25 protein-coding genes are annotated in these 24,002 nt (G+C 53.3%); 10 read left to right on the forward strand and 15 right to left on the reverse strand.

Annotated features, from left to right (window positions below; genetic code table 11):
- Nucleotides 1-10: 10 nt before the first annotated feature.
- Genes fdhE through fdnG form a run of 4 tightly spaced genes read right to left on the reverse strand, consistent with a single transcriptional unit; the run spans nucleotide 11 to nucleotide 5,534 of the window.
- Nucleotides 11-940 carry a formate dehydrogenase accessory protein FdhE gene (fdhE, locus tag OGY10_RS14290; protein WP_191226591.1) on the reverse strand — a complete coding sequence of 310 codons (930 nt, stop codon included), beginning with the start codon at nucleotides 938-940 and terminating at the stop codon, nucleotides 11-13.
- The gene (fdoI, locus tag OGY10_RS14295) at nucleotides 937-1,572 is read right to left on the reverse strand and encodes a formate dehydrogenase cytochrome b556 subunit (RefSeq protein ID WP_003028686.1); all 636 of its coding nucleotides are present in this window, start codon (nucleotides 1,570-1,572) and stop codon (nucleotides 937-939) included. The genes fdhE and fdoI overlap by 4 nt, the downstream gene beginning before the upstream one ends.
- A complete protein-coding gene (fdoH, locus tag OGY10_RS14300) occupies nucleotides 1,569-2,471 on the reverse strand; it encodes a formate dehydrogenase O subunit beta (RefSeq protein WP_003825273.1) in 903 nt (300 codons plus the stop codon). The genes fdoI and fdoH overlap by 4 nt, the downstream gene beginning before the upstream one ends.
- Before the next feature lie 12 nt (nucleotides 2,472-2,483).
- Nucleotides 2,484-5,534, reverse strand: coding sequence for a formate dehydrogenase-N subunit alpha (gene fdnG / locus OGY10_RS14305; RefSeq protein ID WP_165755497.1), 3,051 nt, complete (start codon nucleotides 5,532-5,534; stop codon nucleotides 2,484-2,486).
- Nucleotides 5,535-5,728: 194 nt separating this feature from the next.
- Between fdnG and fdhD the strand changes: the two genes are divergently transcribed.
- Nucleotides 5,729-6,565, forward strand: coding sequence for a formate dehydrogenase accessory sulfurtransferase FdhD (gene fdhD, locus OGY10_RS14310; RefSeq protein WP_191215275.1), 837 nt, complete (start codon nucleotides 5,729-5,731; stop codon nucleotides 6,563-6,565).
- Here fdhD and OGY10_RS14315 read toward each other — a convergent pair.
- On the reverse strand, nucleotides 6,532-7,038 hold the full coding sequence (locus OGY10_RS14315; protein WP_048237092.1) for a YgjV family protein: 507 nt from the start codon (nucleotides 7,036-7,038) through the stop codon (nucleotides 6,532-6,534). The genes fdhD and OGY10_RS14315 overlap by 34 nt on opposite strands.
- Nucleotides 7,039-7,096: 58 nt before the next feature.
- On the reverse strand, nucleotides 7,097-7,618 hold the full coding sequence (locus tag OGY10_RS14320) for a Crp/Fnr family transcriptional regulator (protein WP_191226590.1): 522 nt from the start codon (nucleotides 7,616-7,618) through the stop codon (nucleotides 7,097-7,099).
- Nucleotides 7,619-7,747: 129 nt separating this feature from the next.
- Here OGY10_RS14320 and OGY10_RS14325 point away from each other — a divergent pair, with 129 nt between their 5' ends.
- Complete coding sequence (locus OGY10_RS14325; RefSeq protein ID WP_003825262.1) at nucleotides 7,748-7,960, forward strand: YdgH/BhsA/McbA family protein; 213 nt, start codon at nucleotides 7,748-7,750, stop codon at nucleotides 7,958-7,960.
- A gap of 42 nt (nucleotides 7,961-8,002) precedes the next feature.
- On the opposite strand, the gene OGY10_RS14330 is transcribed toward OGY10_RS14325, so the two are convergent.
- Nucleotides 8,003-8,326, reverse strand: a complete 324-nt coding sequence (locus OGY10_RS14330) for an AzlD domain-containing protein (protein ID WP_003825260.1) — start codon at nucleotides 8,324-8,326, stop codon at nucleotides 8,003-8,005.
- Entirely contained in the window at nucleotides 8,326-8,985 is a 660-nt protein-coding gene (locus OGY10_RS14335) for an AzlC family ABC transporter permease (RefSeq protein ID WP_191226589.1), read from the reverse strand. Before OGY10_RS14335 ends, OGY10_RS14330 begins: the two co-directional genes overlap by 1 nt.
- 101 nt (nucleotides 8,986-9,086) lie before the next feature.
- Here OGY10_RS14335 and OGY10_RS14340 point away from each other — a divergent pair, with 101 nt between their 5' ends.
- Nucleotides 9,087-9,635 carry a helix-turn-helix domain-containing protein gene (locus OGY10_RS14340; protein WP_003825255.1) on the forward strand — a complete coding sequence of 183 codons (549 nt, stop codon included), beginning with the start codon at nucleotides 9,087-9,089 and terminating at the stop codon, nucleotides 9,633-9,635.
- 57 nt (nucleotides 9,636-9,692) lie between these two features.
- Here the strand turns inward: OGY10_RS14340 and rhaM are convergent, their stop codons facing one another.
- The 5 genes from rhaM to rhaB all read right to left on the reverse strand — a co-directional run bounded on the left by rhaM (nucleotide 9,693) and on the right by rhaB (nucleotide 14,923).
- The gene (gene rhaM, locus OGY10_RS14345) at nucleotides 9,693-10,007 is read right to left on the reverse strand and encodes an L-rhamnose mutarotase (protein ID WP_003825253.1); all 315 of its coding nucleotides are present in this window, start codon (nucleotides 10,005-10,007) and stop codon (nucleotides 9,693-9,695) included.
- Nucleotides 10,004-11,152: a lactaldehyde reductase gene (fucO, locus tag OGY10_RS14350; protein ID WP_191226588.1), complete on the reverse strand. Its 1,149-nt coding sequence runs from the start codon at nucleotides 11,150-11,152 to the stop codon at nucleotides 10,004-10,006. The genes rhaM and fucO overlap by 4 nt, the downstream gene beginning before the upstream one ends.
- 74 nt (nucleotides 11,153-11,226) lie before the next feature.
- Nucleotides 11,227-12,054: a rhamnulose-1-phosphate aldolase gene (gene rhaD / locus OGY10_RS14355; RefSeq protein ID WP_191226587.1), complete on the reverse strand. Its 828-nt coding sequence runs from the start codon at nucleotides 12,052-12,054 to the stop codon at nucleotides 11,227-11,229.
- Nucleotides 12,055-12,197: 143 nt separating this feature from the next.
- Nucleotides 12,198-13,457, reverse strand: coding sequence for an L-rhamnose isomerase (gene rhaA, locus OGY10_RS14360; protein WP_008787011.1), 1,260 nt, complete (start codon nucleotides 13,455-13,457; stop codon nucleotides 12,198-12,200).
- Complete coding sequence (gene rhaB, locus OGY10_RS14365) at nucleotides 13,454-14,923, reverse strand: rhamnulokinase (RefSeq protein WP_048237087.1); 1,470 nt, start codon at nucleotides 14,921-14,923, stop codon at nucleotides 13,454-13,456. The genes rhaA and rhaB overlap by 4 nt, the downstream gene beginning before the upstream one ends.
- A gap of 303 nt (nucleotides 14,924-15,226) precedes the next feature.
- Here rhaB and rhaS point away from each other — a divergent pair, with 303 nt between their 5' ends.
- Nucleotides 15,227-16,075: an HTH-type transcriptional activator RhaS gene (gene rhaS / locus OGY10_RS14370; protein ID WP_008787013.1), complete on the forward strand. Its 849-nt coding sequence runs from the start codon at nucleotides 15,227-15,229 to the stop codon at nucleotides 16,073-16,075.
- Nucleotides 16,076-16,222: 147 nt separating this feature from the next.
- Entirely contained in the window at nucleotides 16,223-17,071 is an 849-nt protein-coding gene (rhaR, locus tag OGY10_RS14375; RefSeq protein ID WP_008787014.1) for an HTH-type transcriptional activator RhaR, read from the forward strand.
- Here rhaR and rhaT read toward each other — a convergent pair.
- A complete protein-coding gene (gene rhaT, locus OGY10_RS14380) occupies nucleotides 17,068-18,102 on the reverse strand; it encodes an L-rhamnose/proton symporter RhaT (RefSeq protein ID WP_003825242.1) in 1,035 nt (344 codons plus the stop codon). The genes rhaR and rhaT overlap by 4 nt on opposite strands.
- 289 nt (nucleotides 18,103-18,391) lie before the next feature.
- Between rhaT and sodA the strand changes: the two genes are divergently transcribed.
- Nucleotides 18,392-19,012 carry a superoxide dismutase [Mn] gene (gene sodA / locus OGY10_RS14385; RefSeq protein WP_003825239.1) on the forward strand — a complete coding sequence of 207 codons (621 nt, stop codon included), beginning with the start codon at nucleotides 18,392-18,394 and terminating at the stop codon, nucleotides 19,010-19,012.
- A 233-nt stretch (nucleotides 19,013-19,245) separates the two neighbouring features.
- Entirely contained in the window at nucleotides 19,246-20,229 is a 984-nt protein-coding gene (gene kdgT, locus OGY10_RS14390; RefSeq protein ID WP_286576929.1) for a 2-keto-3-deoxygluconate transporter, read from the forward strand.
- Nucleotides 20,230-20,270: 41 nt separating this feature from the next.
- Here the strand turns inward: kdgT and OGY10_RS14395 are convergent, their stop codons facing one another.
- Nucleotides 20,271-21,167 (reverse strand): dihydrodipicolinate synthase family protein, encoded by an 897-nt coding sequence (locus OGY10_RS14395; RefSeq protein ID WP_048237085.1) that lies wholly within the window; start codon nucleotides 21,165-21,167, stop codon nucleotides 20,271-20,273.
- 152 nt (nucleotides 21,168-21,319) lie between these two features.
- On the opposite strand from OGY10_RS14395, the gene yiiM reads away from it, so the two are divergent.
- The 3 genes from yiiM to OGY10_RS14410 all read left to right on the forward strand — a co-directional run bounded on the left by yiiM (nucleotide 21,320) and on the right by OGY10_RS14410 (nucleotide 23,890).
- The gene (yiiM, locus tag OGY10_RS14400; RefSeq protein WP_020996113.1) at nucleotides 21,320-21,994 is read left to right on the forward strand and encodes a 6-hydroxyaminopurine reductase; all 675 of its coding nucleotides are present in this window, start codon (nucleotides 21,320-21,322) and stop codon (nucleotides 21,992-21,994) included.
- Between the two features lie 229 nt (nucleotides 21,995-22,223).
- Nucleotides 22,224-22,928 carry a GntR family transcriptional regulator gene (locus tag OGY10_RS14405; protein ID WP_020996112.1) on the forward strand — a complete coding sequence of 235 codons (705 nt, stop codon included), beginning with the start codon at nucleotides 22,224-22,226 and terminating at the stop codon, nucleotides 22,926-22,928.
- 8 nt (nucleotides 22,929-22,936) lie between these two features.
- Complete coding sequence (locus OGY10_RS14410; RefSeq protein ID WP_020996111.1) at nucleotides 22,937-23,890, forward strand: sugar phosphate isomerase/epimerase family protein; 954 nt, start codon at nucleotides 22,937-22,939, stop codon at nucleotides 23,888-23,890.
- Nucleotides 23,891-24,002 lie beyond the last annotated feature (112 nt).

Raw genomic sequence — 24,002 nt, forward strand, 5'->3', positions numbered from 1 at the left:
TGCGGAGTACTTACTCCCCTTCACCTGGGAACAGGAACGGGTTGATGGAGCTGCGGGCAAAGCCCTCTTGCTCCATGTGCGCGTCCAGCATCAGTGAAGCGAGATCGTCAGCCACGGCCTCAACTTTAGGGTCTTTTTCCTGATAGAGAATCTTCAGGTAAGTCCCACAGTCGCCGCAGCTTTCAGCTTTAATTGCCGCCTGTTCGTTATCCAGCGACCAGTAGTTCAAATCACGGCTTTGCTCGCAGTTGCTGCATTTCACGCGTACCACGTGCCACTCGGTTTCACACAGGTTGCAGTGCAGATAACGCAGCCCCTGAGTGGTACCGATTTGCACCATGCTGGAGACCGGCATTGAACCACACACCGGGCAGTACTGACGCTGTTCACCGTATTCCGCACGGGCTTTTCCGGGGATCAGGCTTGCCATCTGCGCCCAGTAGAGCGACAGGGCAGCCCAAATAAACGGCGCTTTATCGCTGCTGACGGAGGCGAAATCAGAGGCAAACAGCGCGCTGGCCATCAGCTCAAGTTCCTGCTCTGAGGCTTTTTCCAGATTTTCGATCACGGCAAGCGCAGGACCGCTCATTTCTGGTTTCAGCTCAGCAATTAACGACTGCAGCAGTTTTTGCCAGTGCTTGTCGCGTGGCAGAACGTGGATATCCAGCGGCGGTTTGCCCTGATCGTTCGCTTCTTTGATGCGAACGGTCAGATCCATCTGCAGCGGATGGTCGTACAACACCACTTCCTGCGCGTGTGCGATCAGCGCGGCAAAGCGCAGATAATCGCCCAGCGGGTTGTTCTCGGCCAGCTCGCGCAGGCGCTCAGCGCGGCGGTTATACAAATTTTTGAGTCTGGGGAATAATAACGGCGGAATCATATCCGCCGTGCGTTTCTCGCTCTTCTCCAGCTCATCTTGCGGGATTATGCGAATACTCATTCAGATGACTTTTCCTGTTTCTGGCGGACTTCACGGTACCAGCGCGGGTGATGTTTCTTCGCCCATGAACTGGTAACCCATCCTTCCACCATCGCGGTAATGGTGCCTTTCACCCAAAGGGCGGCGTAAATGTGCACCATGATAACCACAATTAACGCTACTGCGGCAAATGAATGCAGCATTAACGCGAATCGGATCACCGGGATTGAGAAAGCAGGCGCAAAATACGGACGCCAGATGACCACTCCGCTCACCAGCAACAGGACCAGGAAGATAATCGCCGCCCAGAATACGCATTTCTGGCCGAAGTTATAACGTCCCGTGTCACCTACTTCCTCGTTGACGACAATCTTACGAATATTCTTCGCCCAAAAGATATCATCCCGATTGATTAGATTGTGGTGCCAGTAACGGAAAAACATGATGATAAACGAGGCAAACATGATCACGCCGACAAACGGGTGCACAATTCGCGCCAGTTGTGGAGTGCCCATGATGTGCATCAGCCAGTTAAAAGACGGGAAGAGAAAGCCCATCCCGCTCACCGCCGCCAGAATGAAGCAGAAGGCGGTGATCCAGTGGTTGATGCGTTCCGGCGCCGTGTAGCGCACGATGGTGTCACGTCGTTTCATTTGCGCACCTCGTCGTCTTTTTCATGCAGATTGTCTTCTTCCTCTTCCGCACGGTTCGGGCCTACGCCGACGTAGTGGAAGATGCTGGCCGCAAATGTCGCTGCAAAGCCGACGGCTGCGAGGGGTTTCCAGATGCCTTTCCAGAACTTAACGGTAGCGCTGATCTCCGGGTTCTCTGGCAGGCCGTGATACAGATTTGGCTTGTCCGCATGGTGCAATACGTACATTACGTGCGTACCGCCAACACCCGCCGGATCGTACAGACCCGCGTTTTCGTAACCACGCGTTTTCAGCTCCGCCACGCGCTCGCCTGCCAGCGTTTTCATCGACTCTTTGGTGCCGAAATGAATGGCGCCGGTTGGACAGGTTTTCACGCAGGCCGGTTCTTGCCCGACCACAACACGGTCAACGCACAGCGTACATTTGTAGACGCGGTTGTCTTCCGGATTGAGGCGCGGCACGTCGAACGGGCAGCCCGCGATGCAGTAGCCACAGCCGATGCACTGCTCAGACTGGAAGTCGACGATACCGTTGGCATACTGAATGATTGCGCCTTCAGCCGGACACGCCTTCAGGCAGCCCGGATCGGCGCAGTGCATACAGCCATCCTTGCGGATAAGCCATTCCAGTTTGTCGTTTTGTTCCACTTCCGAGAAGCGCATCACCGTCCAGGATTTGGCGGTCAAATCGGCCGGGTTGTCGTACACCCCAACGTTGTTGCCCACTTCATCACGGATGTCGTTCCATTCAGAACACGCCACCTGACACGCTTTACAGCCGATACAGGTGGTGACGTCGATAAGCTTCGCCACTTCTTCCTGATGGTCCCGCGCCTGAGGCGCGGGGGTGAAACCGTTAGTGGCGGAACGACGAATGATGTCTTGCGATTGATAAGCCATAGGTCGTCTCCGTTACACCTTTTCCACGTTCACGAGGAAGGACTTAAATTCCGGCGTCTGCGTGTTCGCATCACCGACGAATGGCGTTAACGTGTTAGCGATAAAGCCTTTTTTCGCCACACCTTCGTAGCCCCAGTGAATCGGAATACCGATTGTGTCGATATCCTTACCGTTAGCCTTCAGCGTGCGAATACGTTTGGTCACCACCGCCTTGGCCTTAATGTAGCCGCGATTAGAGGAGACTTTGACGGTATCGCCGTGGGAGATACCGAGCTTATTCGCCAGTTTCTCGCCAATTTCCACAAACTGTTCCGGCTGAGCGATGGCATTCAGCAGCGCATGCTTGGTCCAGTAGTGGAAGTGCTCGGTCAGACGGTAGGTTGTACCGACGTACGGGAACTTATCTGCTTTACCCAGTGCTTCTGCGTCACCTTTAAAGATGCGCGCGGCAGGGTTAGAGATAACGTTCGGGTGCAGTGGGTTAGTCCCCAGCGGTGTTTCAAACGGCTCGTAGTGTTCCGGGAACGGACCTTCCGCCATCTTATCGATAGCAAACAGGCGTCCCATCCCTTCCGGCTGCATGATGAACGGCCCTACGTTGCTGCCAGGTGCGGCGGCGCTGTAGTCCGGAATATCCATCCCGCTCCACTTCGCCCCATCCCATTTCAGGATCTGACGTTTTGGATCCCACGGATTCCCCTGCGGATCAGCGGAGGCGCGGTTATACAGAATGCGTCGGTTCAGCGGCCATGCCCAGGCCCAGCCCAGCGTATTACCAAGGCCTGACGGGTCGGCGTTATCGCGACGTGCCATCTGGTTGCCTTCCGGCGTCCAGCTACCGGCAAAAATCCAGCAGCCGCTGGCGGTCGTGCCGTCGTCACGCAGTTGGGCGAACGAGCTAAGCTGTTGGCCTTTCTTGACGATAACCGCACCGGTTGCCGGGTCGGTAATGTCGGCCAGCGCTTTACCGTTGCTCTCCATCGCCACTTCTTCCGAAGCTGGTTCGTGCGGGGTGGAGTAGTTCCAGGTCATGCTCAGCACCTGTTCCGGGTTCGCGCCACCTTGCTCGGCATACATCTTGCGCAGACGCAGGAAGATACCGGCGAGGATTTCGCCATCGGTAACGGCAATCCCCGGGGCGTCCGCGCCTTTCCAGTGCCACTGCAGCCAGCGACCGGAGTTAACGATAGAACCGTTCTCTTCGGCGAAGCAGGTGGACGGCAGACGGAATACTTCGGTCTGGATTTTCGACGGATCAACATCGTTCGACTCACCGTGGTTCTGCCAGAAGGTGGAAGTCTCAGTGTTGAGTGGGTCGATAGTGACCAGGAACTTCAGTTTGGACAGTGAAGCCACAACTTTGTTTTTGTTCGGGAATGACGCGACCGGGTTAAAGCCCTGGCAGATATAGCCATTCACTTTGCCCTGATTCATCATCTCGAAGTACTGCAAGACGTCGTACCCTTTATCCCACTTCGGCAGCCAGTCGAAGCCCCAGCTGTTTTCCGCTGTTGCTTTATCGCCAAAGAAGGCTTTCATCATCGAAACGAAGAATTTCGGGTAGTTGCCCCAGTAGTTCACCTGACCTTCCAGCAACGGTTTTGGCGTGTTGGCGGCAAGGTAGGTTTGCAGGTCAGTCTGTTTCTCGCTTGGCAGCGTCATATAGCCTGGCAGGCTTTGTGACAGCAGGCCTAAGTCGGTCAGGCCCTGAATGTTGGAGTGACCGCGCAGGGCGTTAACACCGCCGCCTGCCATCCCCATGTTGCCAAGCAGCAACTGGATCATCGCCATGGTACGGATGTTCTGCGCACCCACGGAGTGTTGTGTCCAGCCCAGGGCGTACAGGAACGACGCGGTTTTATCTTTGGCACTGGTTTCTGCAATGTACTCACAGACCTTCAGGAAGTCGGCCTTTGGCGTACCGCAGATGTTTTCTACGACGTCCGGCGTGTAGCGGGAGACGTGCTGTTTCAGCAGGTTCCACACGCAGCGCGGATGTTGCAGGGTGACATCGCGTTTGGCGAAGCCTTTTTCATCCAGCTCGTAGTTCCAGCTGGTTTTGTCATACTTGCGTTTGTCCGCGTCGTAGCCGGTGAACAGGCCATCTTCGAAACCGTAATCCTCACGCACGATCAGGCTGGCGTTGGTATAGGCCTCAGTGTATTCGCGGTTGAATTTTTCGTTGTTCAGCAGGTACAGCAAAACGCCTGACAGGAAAGCAATGTCAGTACCGGAACGAATCGGCGCATAGAAATCAGCCACCGCAGCGGTTCGCGTAAAGCGTGGATCGATAACAATCAGCTTCGCGCCGTTGTGAATTTTGGCTTCCATCGCCCAGCGGAATCCGACCGGGTGAGCTTCAGCGGCGTTACCGCCCATCACCACGACGAGGTTGGCGTTTTTAATGTCGACCCAGTGGTTGGTCATCGCACCGCGACCAAATGTTGGAGCAAGACTTGCTACCGTTGGTCCGTGTCAGACGCGTGCCTGGTTGTCGACCGCGAGCATACCGAGCGCGCGGGAGAATTTTTGCGTTAAATAGCCGGTTTCGTTACTGGAAGCGGAAGCACACAGCATTCCGGTGGAAAGCCAGCGGTTAACGGTTACGCCTTCAGCGTTTTGTGCAACGTAGTTAGCGTCGCGGTCTTCTTTCATCAGCTTAGCGATGCGGTCAAATGCCTCATCCCAGCTAATCTGTTGCCACTTATCTGAGCCTGGTGCGCGATATTCCGGGAATTTCAGGCGGCTTTCGGAGTGGATGAAGTCCACAAGTCCTGCCCCTTTCGGGCACAGCGCGCCGCGGTTCACCGGGTGATCCGGGTCCCCTTCAATATGGAAGATGGATGCTTTGGCGTTTTTTGCTCCGTCACCGAGACTGTACATTAACAGTCCACAGCCAACGGAACAGTAGGTGCAGGTGTTACGGGTTTCGCGGGTGCGCAGCAGTTTATATTGCCGTGTTTCCGCGAGCGCTACGCCGGGTGCAAAGCCCAGTGCCGCTGCCGTGGTGCCTGCCATACCGCCAGCGCAGATCTTAAAGAACTGCCTTCTGCTGACCTGCATGGTTTGCTCCTTGTTTCGACATTGTCACGTTCCCTTCGCTTTTCTGTAACGCGAACGCGAGGGAAGTGGTTGTTATTTTTCTTTGCGGACGGGACCGCAAAGGTCCAGAATTGGGTGAATTTCCCTCCGTCCAGGAGGGATTTGTAAAGAATACCACAATGTTGGTATGCGTGTTCCAATATGGTTAAAAGAAAGTGAATAAGATTATTCAAGAAAACATCAAGAATGTGACATCTTCGACAGGATCGCGCCAGTTGACCCTCTGGAAGCGCGAGGATTTGCAACATCCTCAGCCTGATGAGGTAGCTGAAGAAGTGCCTGTTGCGCTGGTATACAACGGGATTTCGCACGTGGTGATGATGGCATCACCGAAAGATCTTGAGCACTTCGCGGTGGGTTTTTCACTTTCTGAAGGCATTATTGAGTCCCCGCAGGATATCTACGGAATGGACGTAGTGCCTTCCTGCAACGGATTGGAAGTGCAGGTTGAACTGTCCAGCCGTCGCTTTATGGGGCTGAAGGAGCGTCGTCGCGCGCTGGCCGGTCGCACCGGTTGCGGCGTTTGTGGCGTGGAGCAGCTCAATGACATTGGCAAGCCGGTCCAGCCGCTGCCGTTTACCCAGACATTCGATCTGGCGAATCTTGATAACGCTTTACGACATCTCAACGATTTTCAACCCGTGGGGCAACTGACAGGCTGCACGCACGCGGCTGCCTGGGTACAGCCGTCAGGTCATCTGGCGGGCGGGCATGAAGATGTTGGACGTCATGTTGCGTTGGATAAACTGTTGGGACGACGTGCAATCGAAGGGGAAACCTGGCAACAGGGCGCGGTATTAGTCTCCAGCCGTGCCAGTTATGAGATGGTGCAGAAATCGGCGATGTGCGGTGTGGAGATCCTGTTTGCTGTTTCTGCGGCGACAACGCTCGCCGTGGAAGTTGCCGAACGTTGTAACCTGACGCTGGTGGGTTTTTGCAAACCGGGCAGGGCGACGATCTATACGCATCCGCAACGTCTGGTCGCGCAGTGACGCCACCAGGCGGCCAGAATACTGCCGGAAAATGCCAGTTCCATGATTACGGCAACTGGCGAGCCAACAATCACATTGTTCAGCAGCCAACACAGGCTGCCACACAAGGTGTATCCCCGTAATTTTCCGCTGCGTTTTTGAAATGACGCAAATGTCATCAGCAGGCTTCCCATCAGCGGCAAAATACTCGACAGATTTTGCCAAAGATAAATGCTACACAGCAGCGACCCCAGCATAAATCCCCACATCACCCAGCGGTGAAAGGTGACGATGGCTGTCGCGTAGCGGCATGCGGCAATGATCATTAACCCAGCCGCAGCGTGTTGATCCAAAAGATAGAAATGGATAGCTAACAGAGACGTAGAACTGGTGAGCAGCGTTAAAGTGATAGCCCGGCGTTGAAAATGAAAAGCGGAAATATCCAGTAAGAAGCTGATGCCAGCCAGCATCTGAGAAAGAAGAAATGCGTTCATTGTGGTCGCCATCTATTAAAGAGTGACGGGACAATAATCGACGCATCACCGTAAGGCGTTAACCTTTGTTAAGACGCTGGCGAATACGGGACAGGCTAACGGGGGTAATACCGATATAGCTGGCAAGATCGCGCTGGGTGAGCTGTGACTCCCAGTCCGGGAAGTGTGTTTGTACGTACTGATAGCGTTGCTCTGGGGTATTGAGCAGCAGCATCTGCTCTTTTTTCTCTTTGTAGATCAATTGCTGGACCAGTAGCTGAGTCTTAATATCCCGATTTCCCGGCGCATCAAGCAAAGCCAAGGGAATTTCAGTGGTTTCTCCAGCGGCGATCATTTGCAGGCTGTAATCGGCAGGTGTGTTAGTTAGCCAGTTCAGGTACAGAAAGCAGTATTCCCCGGCAAAGTAGAACTCTTTAACTCTTTCAACGCCGTTGTCAGCGTGATAAACCGCACGAGCCACACCATGATGTAAAAGATGAATTTTACTTTGTGGTTCACCCTGACGAAGTAACCAATTACCCGCCGGTTGCGTTTTTCTACGGCTTCCAGCAAGCCATTGTGATTCCTGATTACGTAACATCTTATCTCTCAAATAATTTGAATAAGACTGGCAAATCATTCCGCTTTCAGTTGTTCGGGTATCAGCCTATTATTTATCACATCAAGGCACGGTGCCTTACTCAAACAACTAAGTTAAAGGGTTTATATCATGAAAAGCATCAAAACTTTTGTCGCAGTTATCGCTCTGGCTACTTCTTTTGGTTCTTTCGCTGCTCAGACAGTGACCGCAACCGGTTCTACGCTGGAAAGCGCTGAAGCAAAAATCGCCGCTCAGGCTGAACGTGCAGGCGCCAGCGATTACAAAATCACTCAGGCATACACCGGTAACCGCGTGCACATGACCGCCGAACTGCTGAAATAAGATACCTTAGTACTGTCGAAAGAGCGCCCTTGAGGCGCTTTTTTAGTTTATACCCGCCATTCGCAGCAATGCGGTCACCACTGCGGCAGCGACGATCACCACGATTAGCGGCATCTTGCGCCATGCGAGAAATACCGCAAAAGCCACGCCCAGCACGCGCGCCATGCCAGCGAAGTGTTCGCCTTCGTAAAAGGTAGTCGCCAGCGCAACGGAGAACAGTAATACCGTTGCGGCGTCGGAAAGCAGCGCCTGCGAGCGTTCCGAGAACGCTAAACGGCTCCCAAGCTTCGCTCCTCCTAAACGCATTAAATATGTTCCCAGAGATAACATGGCGATACCGACGATAAACAGCGTCATGTTGCCCATTATTTTTTCCTCGTCAGTAAGCCAAACAGTGAGAGCAAAACAGGTAAACCGACCGGCGCAAAGGGGATGGCGGCAAGCGACAACCCGGCGCCGCTACAGGCGCGAATCAGCGTGGTGCGGTTTTTAAAGGCCGGGACCACTAAGGCTAATAAAATTGCAGGGAAGACGGCATCCAGACCGATGGTTTCCGGGGCGGGGAGCAGTTTGCCGACGCCCGCGCCGATCAGTGTGCCAACAGGCCAGAAAAGCGCGACGCCCAGACCGCACAGCCAGAAGGCGGCTTTACGTTGTTCGGGCGTTTTTTGCGACAGGCCAAAGACTACGCTTTCGTCGTTCATGATATGACAGCCGAGGAAACTCGCAGCCCGCAAGCCCACCAGATCGCGCACCGTGACGCCAAACGGCACGTGTCGGGCGTTGACCAGTAAGCCGGCAGCCGCAGCCGCCAGTGGGTTACCGCCACTGGCGACGATGCCGATAAACATAAACTCGGACGCACCCGCCAGTACCGTAATCGAAAGCACAAACGGCACCCACAGTGGGAAGCCGTAGGCCATCGCCAGCGAGCCGTATGACATGCCGACTACGCCGACGGCCAGACAGACTAAAAAAATTGCTTTTATCGTGTCGCCTTTGAGACTGGAAAAATAATGTTTCATACCGTTTTAGCCATATCGAACGAATTTCCATTATAATGAACGCGACCAGTTAATATTACAAGTCGAACGAATCGTTCGATATAAAGAACATGGAGTCGTGAATGACCCAGCCCATCAGTATGATCGCGAAAAGCCTTGTGCGTGAACGTCAGCGCACCGGTTTGTCATTGGCAGAGATTGCCCGTCGCGCAGGGATTGCAAAATCGACACTCTCGCAATTGGAAGCGGGCAATGGCAATCCTAGCCTGGAAACGCTCTGGTCGCTGTGTGTGGCGTTGGATATTCCCTTTGCTCGCCTGCTGGAGCCGCAGGAACAAAAAACGCAGGTGATTCGTCGCGGAGAAGGGACAAAGGTGGTGGCTGAGCAGGCCCACTACCAGGCCATTTTACTGGCCGCCTGCCCGCCGGGGGCGCGGCGGGATATCTATCTGCTGCTGACGCAGCCGGGCGCGGATCGTATTTCACAGCCGCATCCACCTGGATCGGTTGAACACATCATCGTGACGCAGGGTAAGGCGATGGTAGGATTGACGGAAGCCCCGGAGGAGTTAGGCGAGGGGGACTATATTTGTTACCCCGCCGATCGGGCGCATATTTTTAAAGCGCTGGAGCCTGACACCCAGGCGATTCTGGTTTCTGAGCAGAACTAACTGTTCTGTTACGTTGTGCCGGATGCGGCGCGTTAGCGCCTTATCCGGCCTACAAGTCTATTGCAAATAAAACACTTCTTTTAGCTCAGCGCTAACCGGGCTGTTGTCCGGGTTTGCTGGCATTACGTCACGCATATGCTTCCACCAACGTTGGCAAACGTCGGTGCTGGCAACGGCATTCCAGCGTTCTTCGGACTCAATCTCAACGGTGGCGAACAGCAGATTGCGCGCCTGATCGAGATAAATCGCGTAGTGATGGGCGCCGTGCTCTTTCAGCACCGCTTCCAGCTCTGGCCAGATGGGATTGTGCCGACGTTGATATTCAACGTGCGCGTCGGCATTCACCTGCATCACAAAGGCCTTGCGGATCATAACGCCTCCAGATACAGCTCGCGGACCTCGTCGCGGCTGGCGGTGCGCGGGTTGCACGGCGCACACGGATCGGCCAACGCTTTATCCAGCCAGCCTTCAATATCCTCTTTCGTCACGCCAAGGGAACTAAAGCCCGCAGGAATACCAACACGCTTGCTGAGTGTACGAATCGCGTTGGTGGCCTCTATACTTGCCGCTTCATCGCTCATGTCACGGGTATCGACGCCCATTGCCTGCGCCACGCGGGCAAAACGCGCCACGGCATTCGGACGGTTAAAGTTTTCGATTACCGGCAGCAGGATGGCGTTGCAGACGCCGTGTGGCAGATTATGGGTTGCGCCCGGCTGGTGCGCCAGCGCATGCACCAGACCCAGACCAGCGCTGTTAAATGCCATCCCCGCCAGATACTGACCAAACGCCATTTGCTCACGAGCTTCGAGGTTATGACCGTCGTCGACCGCTTTTGGTAGCCACAGGTTGATCAGGCGAATCGCTTCCAGTGCGTTAGCGTCGGTGAGCGGATGAGCACCAACGGAAACATAGGCTTCCACCGCGTGGGTCAGGGCGTCCATACCGGTTGCGGCGGTGACGGAGGCCGGGATTTCCAGCATGACGCTGGCATCATCCACAGCGATGTCCGGGATGATATTCGGGTCGATGATCACCTCTTTAACCTTACGGGCAGAATCGATAATGACCGCGTTGCTGGTCATCTCTGCTGCCGTACCGGCGGTAGTGTTGATGGCGACCAGCGGGACGCCAGCATTTTTCACTTTGCCCACTCCGGAGTAAGCGGTAGAAGGGCCAGGGTTGGCTGTCAGGATTTTCACCGCTTTGGCGGTATCGATCGGGCTGCCGCCACCGAAGGCGATGATGTAGTCACATTCTGCGTTCTGATAGGCTGCAAAACCTTTCTGTACCAACTCTTCTGTCGGGTTCGGGAATACTTCATCAAACAGGTGGTAAGACATTTGATGTTTATCCAGCGCGGCAAACAGGCTATCCAGCAGGCCCAGTTTTACCAGTTGACCATCGGTGACGATCAGCGCTTTGCCCCATTGTTTATTCGCCACGAGATTCACCATATCGGCAATCGCGCCGGCGCCATGCAGGCTAATTTTTGGTAGTGCCAACATAAAGCTCATCACTATTCTCCTTAATAATAAAATCCTGTAGGCCGGATAAGGCGAAGCCGCATCCGGCGTTGAGTTGGGAGGTATCAGTACAGCTCTATGGCGCTTGCCAGCGGCGTAACACCAAAGCGTTTGCCAAGTGCGACCAGCTCTTCACGTGAGATGGTCTGCTTCATACCGCCCATCGAAAAGATTTTGACCAGAACTTCGGCGGATTTCTCTGCGGTATCTATCAAACCGAACGCTTCGTCGAGGGTAGGTCCGCTTCCGAACACGCCGTGGAACGGCCAAAGTACCAGCGAGTGTTTCTGCATTTCCTCGGCGGTAGCCTGACCAATTTCATCTGTACCCGGCACCATCCACGGCAGAATGCCAACGCCATCCGGGAACACCACCAGGCACTCGGTGCTGCCTTCCCACAGCTTGCGGGTAATCAGCGCTGTGTTGTTTTCCAGTACGTAGGTCAGAGCGATCAGGTTGGTGGCATGGCAGTGCATGATCACGCGGTCTTTACCGTTCGTCGCTTTAATGCGTTCGCAGTGAGAGAGGAGGTGAGCCGGCAGTTCAGAGGTCGGCACGGCCTCGTGGGTCAGGCCCCAGAGGATGTGGTAGCCCGCACCGTCGCTGTCTACTTGTACCACGCCCAAGTTTGCCGCGGGATCGAGCTGGACGTTACGGAAAAACTTACCGGAACCGGTGACGATAAACGGTGTGTTTGCCAGCAGCGGCATCGGCTGACTTAGCGCAATATAGCGTGGTTTTTCGTGGAAATCGGCGCTAAACGGCGCGATATCTGCTTCATCAAGACGCAGCGTCAGGTTGCCGCCATTACGCTCGTCCCAGCCTTTCAGCCACGCATCAGAAGTGGCTTTGATCATCCCCTGGACGAACCAGGAAGTCGTAATTTTTTGCATGTTCGGTGTTCCTGTTTATTGCCCGAACGTTATCGGGTCTTACGTAGGCCGGATAAGCGAAGCGCCATCCGGCAATCGTGTTTCATTTATTGCCGGATGGCGACGCGGGGCGTCTTATCCGGCCTACAAGCCTGGCGTCACGGTTAGCTACGTTTGCTCAAAATCTCTTTTTCATAAGCGCGCACGCTGTCCAGCCACTGGCTGCCCGCAGGCGTGTCGTGGCGCTGGCAATACATCTCCCAGACGGCCTGCCACGGCAGCGATTTTTGCTCTTCCAGCAGGGCCAGACGTGCGGTGTAGTCGCCGCTGGCTTCGAGCTGACGCAGTTGCTCGGTGGGTTCTAACAGCGCGCGCAGCAGGGCTTTTTTCATATTGCGGGTGCCGATCACCCACGCGGCGATGCGGTTAATGGAGGCGTCGAAGAAGTCGAGGCCAATGTGTACGCGGTCGAACAGGTTGTGGCGAACGATCTCGCTGGCAATCGCCTGAGTTTCATCATCCAGCAGCACCACGTGATCGCTGTCCCAGCGCACCGGACGGCTGACGTGCAGCAGCAGGCGCGGTACATACAGCATGGCGGCGGAAATTTTGTCGGAGATCACTTCAGTCGGATGGAAGTGGCCCGCATCCAGACACAGTGCGGTCTGGCGGCTGGTGGCGTAACCCATGTAGAACTCGTTAGAGCCCACGGTGTAGCTTTCCGCACCGATGCCAAACAGCTTGCTTTCGACGGCATCGATATGGTGCGCCGGGTCGAGTTTCTCGCTGATCACTTCGTCCAGTGCGTCCAGCAGACGCTGGCGCGGCGCTAAACGGTCAACGGTGATGTCTTTCATGCCATCCGGGATCCAGATGTTCATCACCGATGGTGTACCCAACTGCTCGCCAAAATACGCCGAGACGCGACGGCTGGCTTTGCAGTGATCGATCCAGAACTGGCGAATGGTGTCGTCGGCGTGCGCCAGCGTGAAACCGTCGGCGCTCAGCGGGTGTGAGAAGCAGGATGGGTTGAAATCTAGCCCTAACTGGTTCGCTTTCGCCCACTCCACCCAGTTTTTAAAGTGCTCAGGTTTGATTTGGTCGCGGGCAACCGGCGTATCAGATTCCAGATAGATCGCGTGCAAATTCAGACGTTTTGGACCAGGAATCAGGCTCAGCGCCTGCTCCAGATCGGCCCGCAGTTCGGTGGCGTTACGCGCTTTACCCGGATAGTTACCGGTAGCCTGAATACCGCCAGTGAGCGAGCCTTCCGGATTTTCGAAACCGGCGACATCATCGCCCTGCCAGCAGTGCATGGAGACCGGCAGACGATCGAGCTGGCGTAAGGCCGCCTCGACATCAATACCTACCGCGGCGAAACGCAGTTTTGCCAGTTCCCAGGCTTGTTCAAGTTGAGTGGTCATGCGCAAAGCTCCTTTGTCTGTCGTAGTGATTGAAACTGCGCCTGGTAGCGGGCAATTTCACTTTCAGGATTGGGAATGAAGGTGGTCAGTTCGTAGTTGGCGCGCACCACCTGACGGAAATCATCGACGTTGTTCAGCTCGTCCAGCGTCATCAGCTGGATGCCAATATTGCCGAGCGTGGAGGCCTCAATCGGCCCGGACATCACGCGAATACCGCAGGCGTCCGCACACAGCTGGTTCAGTAAGGTGTTCTGGCAGCCGCCACCGACAATGTGCAGTTGGCTAAATGCTGCACCACGCAGTTGTGCCAGTTCTTGCAGGATGTCGGCGTACAGCAACGCCAGGCTGTCGAAGATACAGCGCGCCAGTTCGGCGTTTTGCAGGGGAACGGGTTGGCCTGATTCACGGCATGCTGCCTGAATTTCTGCACTCATATCGTCGGGGTTGATAAAGCGATCGTCGTTCGGGTTTATCAGGAACTGGCAGGCCGGCAGCGCTTGCGTTTGGCTGATAAGCGTTGGCAGGTCGGTAATCTGGCGCTCTTTTAATACGCGCTGGAGCAGCCACAGCCCCATAATATTTTTCAGGACACGGTAGCGTCCTTCCGCGCCGCCTTCGTTGGTAATATTCGCCGCCAGCGCCGCATCGTTGGTATACGGTGTTCTGCTCTCAAAGCCCATCAGCGACCAGGTCCCGGAAGAGAGATAGGCGCTGTTTTTGTCGGCCAGCGGAGAAGCAATGACCGCGCTGGCCGTGTCGTGACTGGCGACGGCGACAACCGGAATTTGGTTTTTCTGTGGGCAAATCCAGTGGCCGATCACGTTCCCTGGATGCGTCGGGCGACCAAACCAGGCTTTGTCTGCCCCGGTCCACGCCAGCAGTGTGTCATCCCAGTCATCGGTATTGATATTGACGAGCTGGGTGGTGGTGGCGTTGGTGTATTCCCAGTTCATTTTGCCGGTCAGGCGAAAGCTGAAGTAGTCGGGGATCAGCAGGGCGTGGGCCACCTGCGGGAGCAGTTCTGGCTGCTGTTCAACCAGCGCACGCAGTTGATACAGGGTGTTAAAGGGCAGAAACTGAATGCCGCTACGGCGGTAAATTTCACCTTTACCCGGCTGCTCCATCGCCTGCGCCATAATGCCGGTCGTGCGGCTGTCACGGTAAGAGACCGGCAGACCGACACGTTGACCGATGTTATCGATCAGAACGTAATCCACGCCCCAGGTATCAATGCCGATGCTGTCTATCCGAATGCCTTCATCGCAGACTTTTTTCAGGCCAAGACGAATATCGTTTTCCAGGCTGTCGATGTCCCAGGTGTCAAAACCGTCTGTTTTTTGCAGGCAGTTCATGAAGCGGTGGATTTCACGTAGCGTCAGGGAGCGGTGTTCACTGTCGTAACGCGCCAGCATTACGCGCCCACTGGATGCGCCGAGATCGACTGCGACACAATGGCGAAAAGTCATAGCGAGGTCCTTCTGAGTTTTATTGCACTCAGTCTAAGAACCCCAGATAAAGCGTACCTTCTTGACAGTGACAGCCACAATTAGCGGCTGGCAACATGGCAAAGGTGAACGTGACGCTGTTCACAATTTCTATTAATAGGACCTGTTTTAGCGGATGTGACGCCTTCCGCAATTCGCGATCTTTCCCGCCATTTCTTGAAGAATTGACCGTGTTTACGCACTTTGGCGTCAAAAATTTAAGGTGAGGGTGATAACCCTTAATTACTATTCAGCCATGTTCATTTGATCGGGAAGGATGTCATCATGACGGTATTGCATTGCGTGGATTTTTTTCCGACAGGTAAAGCGCCAGTGGCTATTGAACCGCGGCTTCCTCAACCTGCGTTTCCAGAGCATCATCATGATTTTCATGAAATTGTGGTGGTCGAACATGGAACGGGGATCCATGTGTTCAACGGGCAGCCTTACACCATCAGCGGCGGTACGGTGTGTTTCGTTCGCGATCATGACCGGCATTTATATGAACATACTGACAATCTGTGCCTGACCAATGTGTTGTATCGCTCTCCGGATGCGTTTCAATTTCTGGCTGGGCTGAATCAGCTTTTACCTCAGGAACAGAACGGGCAGTATCCCTCCCATTGGCGGGTGAATCAGGGGGTGTTGCAGCAGGTTCGACAACTGGTGGGGCAGATGGAAGCGCTCGGTGAGGGGATGGATACACCAACGGCGGCAAATCGCGAGATCCTGTTTATGCAACTGCTGGTGCTGCTGCGTAAAAGCAGCCTGATGGAAGCAGCGACCGATAACGACGCGCGGCTTAACCTCCTGATGGCGTGGCTGGAAGATAACTTTGCCGACGAGGTGTGTTGGGAGGCGCTGGCTGAGAAGTTTTCCCTCTCTTTGCGCACTCTGCATCGCCAGCTCAAACAGCAAACCGGATTGACGCCGCAGCGCTACCTTAACCGCTTGCGGCTGATCAAGGCCCGGCATCTGCTTCGCCACAGTGATGACAGCGTGACAGACATCGCTTATCTCTGCGGATTCGGCGACAGTAACCACTTTTCGACGCTTTTTCGCCGTGAGTTCAAGTGGTCACCACGCGATATTCGTCAGGGGCGCGATCTCGTTGTGGCAAGCCGCCTCCAGTAACGCGAAAGCTATCAACGTTTTTTACCGCCGAATCTCAGATAATCATGTCCCTTAACGCCGGATGGTGGCTACGCCTTATCCGGCCTACGTGTCACGTAATCTGTAGGTCGGATAAGGCGTAGCCGCCATCCGACAGGGAATATTGTGATGGCGAATCATCTGGTCCTTCTGAAATCAGACTTCTTTGCGCATGAGCAGCAGGCTGTGGCCGTGGCTGACCGTTATCCGCAGGATGTCTTTGCTGAGCATACCCACGAGTTTTGCGAGCTGGTCATGGTCTGGCGCGGTAATGGTCTGCATGTCCTTAACGATCGCCCGTACCGGATAACCCGTGGCGATCTGTTTTACATTCGCGCCGAAGATAAACACTCCTACACCTCCGTGAACGACCTGGTGTTGCAAAATATCATCTACTGCCCGGAGCGGTTGACGCTGAATGTTGACTGGCAAGGGGCGATCCCCGGATTTAACGGTACGCCGAGGCAGCCGCATTGGCGACTCGGCAGCGTTGGCATGAGCCAGGTCCGACAGGTGATAAGCCAGCTTGAACATGAAAGTAATCAACGTGATGCACAGGCTTTTACCATGGCTGAGCTGCTGTTCGGGCAACTGGTGACACACCTTAAGCGGCATCGTTATGCCACGGATACGCTCCCGGCGACCTCCAGTGAAACGCTGTTGGATAAACTGATCACCGCGTTAGCCGGTAGCCATGAGCATGCGTTTGAACTGGATACGTTTTGCGAGCGCGAACAATGCAGCGAGCGCGTTTTGCGCCAGCAGTTTCGCAGCCAGACCGGGATGACCATCAACCAGTATCTCCGCCAGGTGCGGGTTTGCCATGCGCAGTATCTGCTCAAACATAGTCGGTTGATGATTAGCGAGATTTCCATGCGCTGCGGCTTTGAGGACAGTAACTACTTTTCGGTGGTATTTACGCGGGAAACCGGGATGACGCCGAGCCAGTGGCGTCATCTCAGTACTCAGCATGCTTAGCTGGCCATTCCCAGACCGACAATGTTTGCCGCGACAATGATCACTACGCAGCCGAGGCTTAGCACGCTGACCGGACGACGACCCGCGTTTTTCCACTCTTTCAATACCAGACCGACAATCCCGCCGCACAGAACATAGAAGCTCATGTGCAGCATCCAGCTTACATAGTCATACTGCGCCGGAATACGTGCGTGGCCCCAGGCGTAGAAGAAGAATTGCAGATACCACATCAAGCCACCAAGCGCAGAGAGCAGCACGTTGGTGATAATCAGCGGTTTGGCTAACGAGAAGTCGGCTTTTATCGACAAGTTCTTCACTTTTGCCAGACGAATGAAGCAGAAGCCCAGGTTAACAAGCGCGCCACCGCCCATAATGACCACATAGCTAGGCAGGGCGACATACAGCGGATCGACGCCCAACGCGGCGGCGGCATCGTGCATCGGTTTCGCCGCGTTCATCGCAAAGGACATCCCGGCGGAGAAAATACCGCACATGACGGCCAGAACCAGACCTTTTTTCAGGTTGAAATCTTCCGCTTTGATGCCCATTTTGCGTTCTTTTAACTGACCGGCACGGGTAACAATACCCACGCCAATCAGCGCGACCAGTACGCCAAGCAGCGTCATGCGGCCACCAGAGGTATTGATCAGTACATCAAAATTGCCGTTGATAATCGGGGTCATCAGCGTGCCGACAATCAGCGTAATACCTATCGCAATCCCGATACCCATCGACATACCGAGATAGCGCATGGTCAGGCCATAGTTGATATTGCCAATCCCCCACATTGCACCAAACAGAAATACCGGCGCCAGCGTGGAGAGGCTGAAGGAGCTGAAGTAGGCCCAGAAATCGGGAAGTAACATGGCGCTGATGGTCCACGGCAGGATTATCCAGGAGACGATCCCGCCAACCGACCACATCGTTTCCCATGACCAATGTTTGACTTGCTTGAACGGGGCATAGAAACAGGCGGCACTGGCTGCCCCTATCAAATGCCAAAAGATACCCATCGTAATCGCGTTACTCATGACTTAATCCTCGTTATTTTTTATCGTCGGTAATGACCCCTCCGACCTAACGAGTTTAAAAATTACGCAGGTGGTTAACCTTTTGACGATTGCCGCCCTTTTGCGCATGTTGGCAATTATCACGTTAAGTGGGTGATTCGGCTCACATCTTTAACAATGGGTTTGATTCATTAAGACCATGTAAAAAGTACGGCATTGATAATCATTTTCAATATCATTTAATTAACTATAATGACCCAACTGCTTACGCGGCGTTAACACTGGCCGCCCGACAATACTGGAGATGATTATGAGTTATACACTGCCATCCCTGCCGTACGCTTATGATGCCCTTGAACCGCACTTCGATAAGCAGACGATGGAAATCCACCACACCAAACACCACCAGGCTTACGTAAATAACGCCAACGCTGCGCTGGAAAGCCTGCCTGAATTCGCCAGCCTGTCCGTTGAAGAGCTGATCACCAAACTGGATCAACTGCCAGCAGACAAGAAAACCGTACTGCGTAACAACGCGGGCGGTCACGCTAACCACAGCCTGTTCTGGAAAGGCCTGAAAACCGGTACTACGCTGCAGGGCGACCTGAAAGCGGCTATCGAACGTGACTTCGGCTCCGTTGACAACTTCAAAGCTGAATTTGAAAAAGCAGCGGCAACCCGCTTTGGCTCCGGCTGGGCGTGGCTGGTTCTGAAAGGTGACAAACTGGCTGTTGTTTCCACCGCCAACCAGGATTCCCCGCTGATGGGTGAAGCTATCTCTGGCGCTTCCGGTTTCCCAATCGTGGGCCTGGACGTTTGGGAACACGCTTACTACCTGAAATTCCAGAACCGTCGCCCGGACTACATCAAAGAGTTCTGGAACGTCGTGAACTGGGACGAAGCTGCCGCGCGTTTCGCAGCAAAAAAATAAGTTCTACGCTTTAACAAAGCCCTGCAAGCGATGCTTGTGGGGTTTTTTTGTGATCAAACTCAATATAAAAACAATGATCCACTTAAATTGAAACAAGGTTTTATTATGCGAGTGGGATCACTTTTATAGTCTCTATGAATGTCTATCTTCTTTTCATCAAGACGGGCGCATCTCAAAGCAAGATGCAATCGCCCATAAAAATTGCCCCATTTTTATGTCTACAGGTGATGGAAATGCAGATCAAACGTACGATAGAGAAAATCCCAGGTGGTATGATGCTGGTGCCGCTTTTCCTGGGCGCGTTGTGTCACACCTTTTCCCCCGGCGCCGGGAAATATTTCGGCTCTTTTACCAACGGTATGATCACCGGTACGGTGCCTATCCTGGCAGTCTGGTTCTTTTGCATGGGGGCGTCGATCAAGCTAAGCGCCACCGGCACCGTGCTGCTCAAATCAGGTACGTTAGTCATAACCAAGATTCTGGTGGCGTGGGTGGTTGCAGCGATTGCTTCACGCATTCTGCCGGAACATGGTGTAGAGGTCGGATTCTTCGCTGGGTTGTCTACGCTGGCGCTGGTGGCCGCGATGGATATGACCAACGGCGGGCTGTATGCCTCGATTATGCAGCAGTACGGCACCAAAGAAGAGGCCGGGGCGTTTGTCCTGATGTCGCTGGAGTCTGGCCCGCTGATGACCATGGTGATTCTGGGAACCGCCGGGATCGCGTCGTTTGAACCACACGTATTTGTTGGTGCGGTATTGCCGTTCCTGATTGGCTTTGCGCTGGGGAATCTGGACCCTGAACTGCGGGAGTTCTTCAGCAAAGCGGTGCAGACGCTGATCCCGTTCTTTGCCTTCGCATTAGGTAACACCATTGATTTGAGCGTGATTGCGCAGACCGGCGTGCTGGGTATTCTGCTGGGCGTGGCGGTGATTATTATCACTGGTATTCCATTGATTATCGCCGATAAACTGATTGGTGGTGGCGATGGTACGGCGGGGATTGCCGCTTCCAGTTCTGCGGGGGCGGCGGTTGCTACGCCTGTGCTGATTGCTGAAATGGTTCCGGCATTTAAACCGATGGCACCGGCAGCAACTTCCCTGGTCGCCACGTCGGTGATTGTGACCTCCATTCTGGTGCCGATTATCACGTCTATCTGGTCGAAAAGGGCCAAAGCAAGGGCGGCAGAAATTGATATTCGTGGCACCGTGAAGTAAGTCTCTTAAGCCGGATGGTCTGCACCATCCGGCTTAATTATTTACCCTTTGACGACAAACACCTCATCGATTGTTCGACACTCACTCTCGTTCAACTCTCCACCGGCATTACGTGACACGCTGGTACAATAGCCAAACTTACGCGATACCACGGTTTTGATGGTGGTGACAAAATCTTCGCCGATGGCATAGATGGACATGTAGGTGCCAATCTGGTCCTGAATATCGCGAAGCGCTGCCAGGTCGCCCTGTTTGAACGCTTCCCGCGCGCTGACAAACAGTTCCGGCATGACGTTGTTCAACCCTGAAATAATCCCCGCGCCACCTGCTAACAGGTTGGGAATGTAGTATTCGTCATAGCCGGACAGCACGGCAAAATCCTCCCGCACGGCGCGGGTGGTCTGAATCATACTGCGGGTATGGGACTGGCAGTCGACGGTGTCTTTAATGCCAGCGAAATTCGGGAACTCGGCGGCGAGGGTGGCTACCAGTTCGGGAGTTAAATCGCAGCCGGTGCGTGCCGGGAAGTTATAAGCAAACCATTTGCCGCTGAGTGTCTGCCCCAACTGACGGAAGTAGCTCAGCAGCTGTTTCGCTGTTTGTCCGTAGTAGTAGGGCGGCAGGATCATCACGGCATCGTAACCTGAGCGATACGCTTCCTGCGCCATCAATAAAACATCATTCTGGCAGGTGGATGAGACGTTGGCGACCATCTTCAGCGAGCTCATGGCGCGGGCCTCGCGGATCAGCAGCAGTCTTTCTTCGAGCGTGAAGGAGGCAAATTCCCCGATGCTGCCCATCAGCAAAATCACGTCGATTTTGGCCTCGGTAAGGCGTTTGAGATGTTGGCTTAGACCGTTGAGATCGATCTTGCCATCATTGTCCATTGGCGTAATGGAAGGACACCAGACGCCAGCAAATTGCGATTGACCAGTCACGTTGTCGACTCCTTATTTGAAATGATGTTTCAAAACCAGATTACATTGATAGCATGTGTCCCTAAGTTTCATGTGAACCGTGCTCTCATTTTGAGCGACTGGGGTAAAATAAATGTGGTGTAATGGGGGAAATTTATCGGGAGAGGGAACAGATGCGATATCCGGTCGATGTTTTTACAGGCAAAGTTCGGGACTACACGGGAAGCCGTCCCAGCGCGATTGCTAAAGTCCAGATTGACGGTGAGTTGATGCTGACCGAACTGGGGCTGACGGGGGATGAACAAGCGGAAACGAAAATTCACGGCGGGCCGGATCGCGCGCTGTGTCACTATCCGCGTGAACACTATCAGCACTGGAGACAAGCGTTTCCGGAGCAGGCGGAGCTATTTGTCGCCCCCGCGTTTGGTGAGAACCTCTCTACTGAGGGGCTGACTGAAGATAATGTGTATATTGGCGACATTTTCCAGTGGGGAGAGGCGCTGATTCAGGTCACGCAGCCGCGCTCGCCGTGCTTTAAGCTGAATTTCCATTTTGGCATCAGCGATATGGCCAGCCAGATGCAGGATGCGGGCAAGACGGGCTGGCTGTGTAGCGTCATCGCGCCTGGTCAGGTGTCAGCAGACGCGCCATTGATCCTGGCGTCACGCGTGAGCGACGTCAGCGTGCGGGAGGCCATTGCTATCGCCTGGCATATGCCGTTTGATGATTCGCAATATCACCGTTTACTGTCGGCTGCTGGGTTATCAAAAAGCTGGACCAGAACGATGCAAAAGCGCCGTTTAAGCGGCAAGATCGAAGACAATTCCCGCCGTTTGTGGGGAAAATAAACCTACCTTCATCTGGCAGTTAAATCAGGTGGAGACACCTGATTTACCTCTCCCCCGTGCTTCATCCCCCCTGTGTACAAAACCGGGCAAAAACCTGACGGTCTCGGTTTGCTTCAAAGCCATTCTTGATACCTGGTCCACAAAAAGAAACTCTGCGTTGAAAAAAAACTTGAGTATTTCCTGCACTCAAATATCTTAGCTTCAAATTGGTTTAAACCAGATGAGCGAAATGAAAAAGAAAAACAATGTTGATGTGCTCAGGGAGCGCTTTGAAAGCTGGTTAAACGAGAAGAATTTACCAGCGGGGTCCAAATTGCCTTCGGAAAGGGAGTTATGTGAGCTGCTGGATGCAAAGCGTATGACCTTACGTCAGGTTCTGATTGAGCTTGAGATCGATGCGCGTATTTTCCGCAAGAACCGCAGTGGTTGGTTTATTTCGTCGAAGCGATTTATTTATAACCCTAAATCACTTTCCAGCTTCAATGCTGAAGCCTGTGCTCAGGGACGTAAGCCTTTTTGGGATTATTTAACCAAAGAAACCATTGATACAGTTCCGCATCATGTTGATGATGTTTTTCTCTCCTCCGGTGACCGCTATTTAGTTACCGGCTGGTGCGGTCTTGATTCACATAAAGTGTTTTACCATGAATCCTATATTGATGCTGATGTTGCGCCAGGATTCATTAATAAATTGGGCAATCAGTCTTTTGCCAGCGTCTGGGAAGATGCGTTTGGTCATGTTTTAAATATCAAAGAAATGATTTTTAAACCGGTCAATATGCCAGAAGTGGCCTGCAAAGAGCTGGGTGTTGCGCCTAATACGTATGGAATTTTAGTAGAAAAACATCGGGCTACCCGAGATAAAAAAGTGGTTCAGGTTGATTTCGAATACTGGCGACTTGAATCAGTGGAACTTGTTATTCGCGATGAATGAGAAAAATAATGGGAAAATGTAACCAAGAACTTCTTGCGGAACGCGCGAGAAATATACCGCTGTACCTACATGCTTATGCTTTTCATCTGAATATGCGCTACGAGAGAGTCCTGCCGGGGGATCTTCTGGATATTGCGCATCAGCAAAAATTGAAGGGTGTAAAAATACATGTTGAGGATGGTGAGTCCCAATCACTGCAGAAACTGAACGATCAGCAGCTACACGATTTTAAAGAGAAGGCCAAAAAATATAATCTGGATGTGCATATCGAAACGAGCGCATCGGATAAGGCGACATTGACGGATGCCATCCGTATTGCTGTTGCTACTGGTGCAACTTCAGTGCGTTTCTACCCGCGTTATGAAGGGCATCTCAACGATGTTATGGCGAAGATTGCCAATGATATTGCGTGGCTGTCTCAGTATGACGATTGCGGACTAAGCTTTACTATCGAACAGCATGAAGATCTGCAAGGCCATGAGCTGGTGACGCTGGTTAACAATAGCGGGATGAAAAATCTCTCTATTCTGTTTGATTTTGGCAACATGATTAATGCCAATGAGCAGCCGCTTTCTGCGTTAGAGGTTATGTCTCCTCTGATCACTCAGGTGCATATCAAAGACGCAAAAATTATTAAAGAAGGTAAAGGCTGGGGGCATGAGGCTTGTCGTTCAGGACACGGCGATTTACCCATGGAAGAGATGCTTAAGGCATTATTACTTTTAGGTGAAGATAAACCGCAAGTACATGCTTTTGGCCTGGAAGAAGAAGTTGAATATTATGCCCCTGCATTTCGCTTCGACGATGAGGGTGATAATCCATGGATCCCATGGCGCGATGCAAGTTATACGCCGCTGCCTGACAGCAACATGATTGATGCGCGACTGGCGCAGGAAAAAGAACATGCTCTTGCCCAAATAAAATACATTCGTGATATATGTGACAAGTTTATAGGCAATTAATTAGTTTTCTTAAAATATTATTAAATGCGGAAAGGATTATGAAAATAATCCCCTGGCTTTATTAATTATACAATTTAATTTAGATATTTCTCTCAACAAGCAATGAGGGTTT

Origin of the sequence: Citrobacter sp. Cpo148, from assembly GCF_030332375.1 — a bacterium.
GTDB lineage: Bacteria > Pseudomonadota > Gammaproteobacteria > Enterobacterales > Enterobacteriaceae > Citrobacter > Citrobacter portucalensis.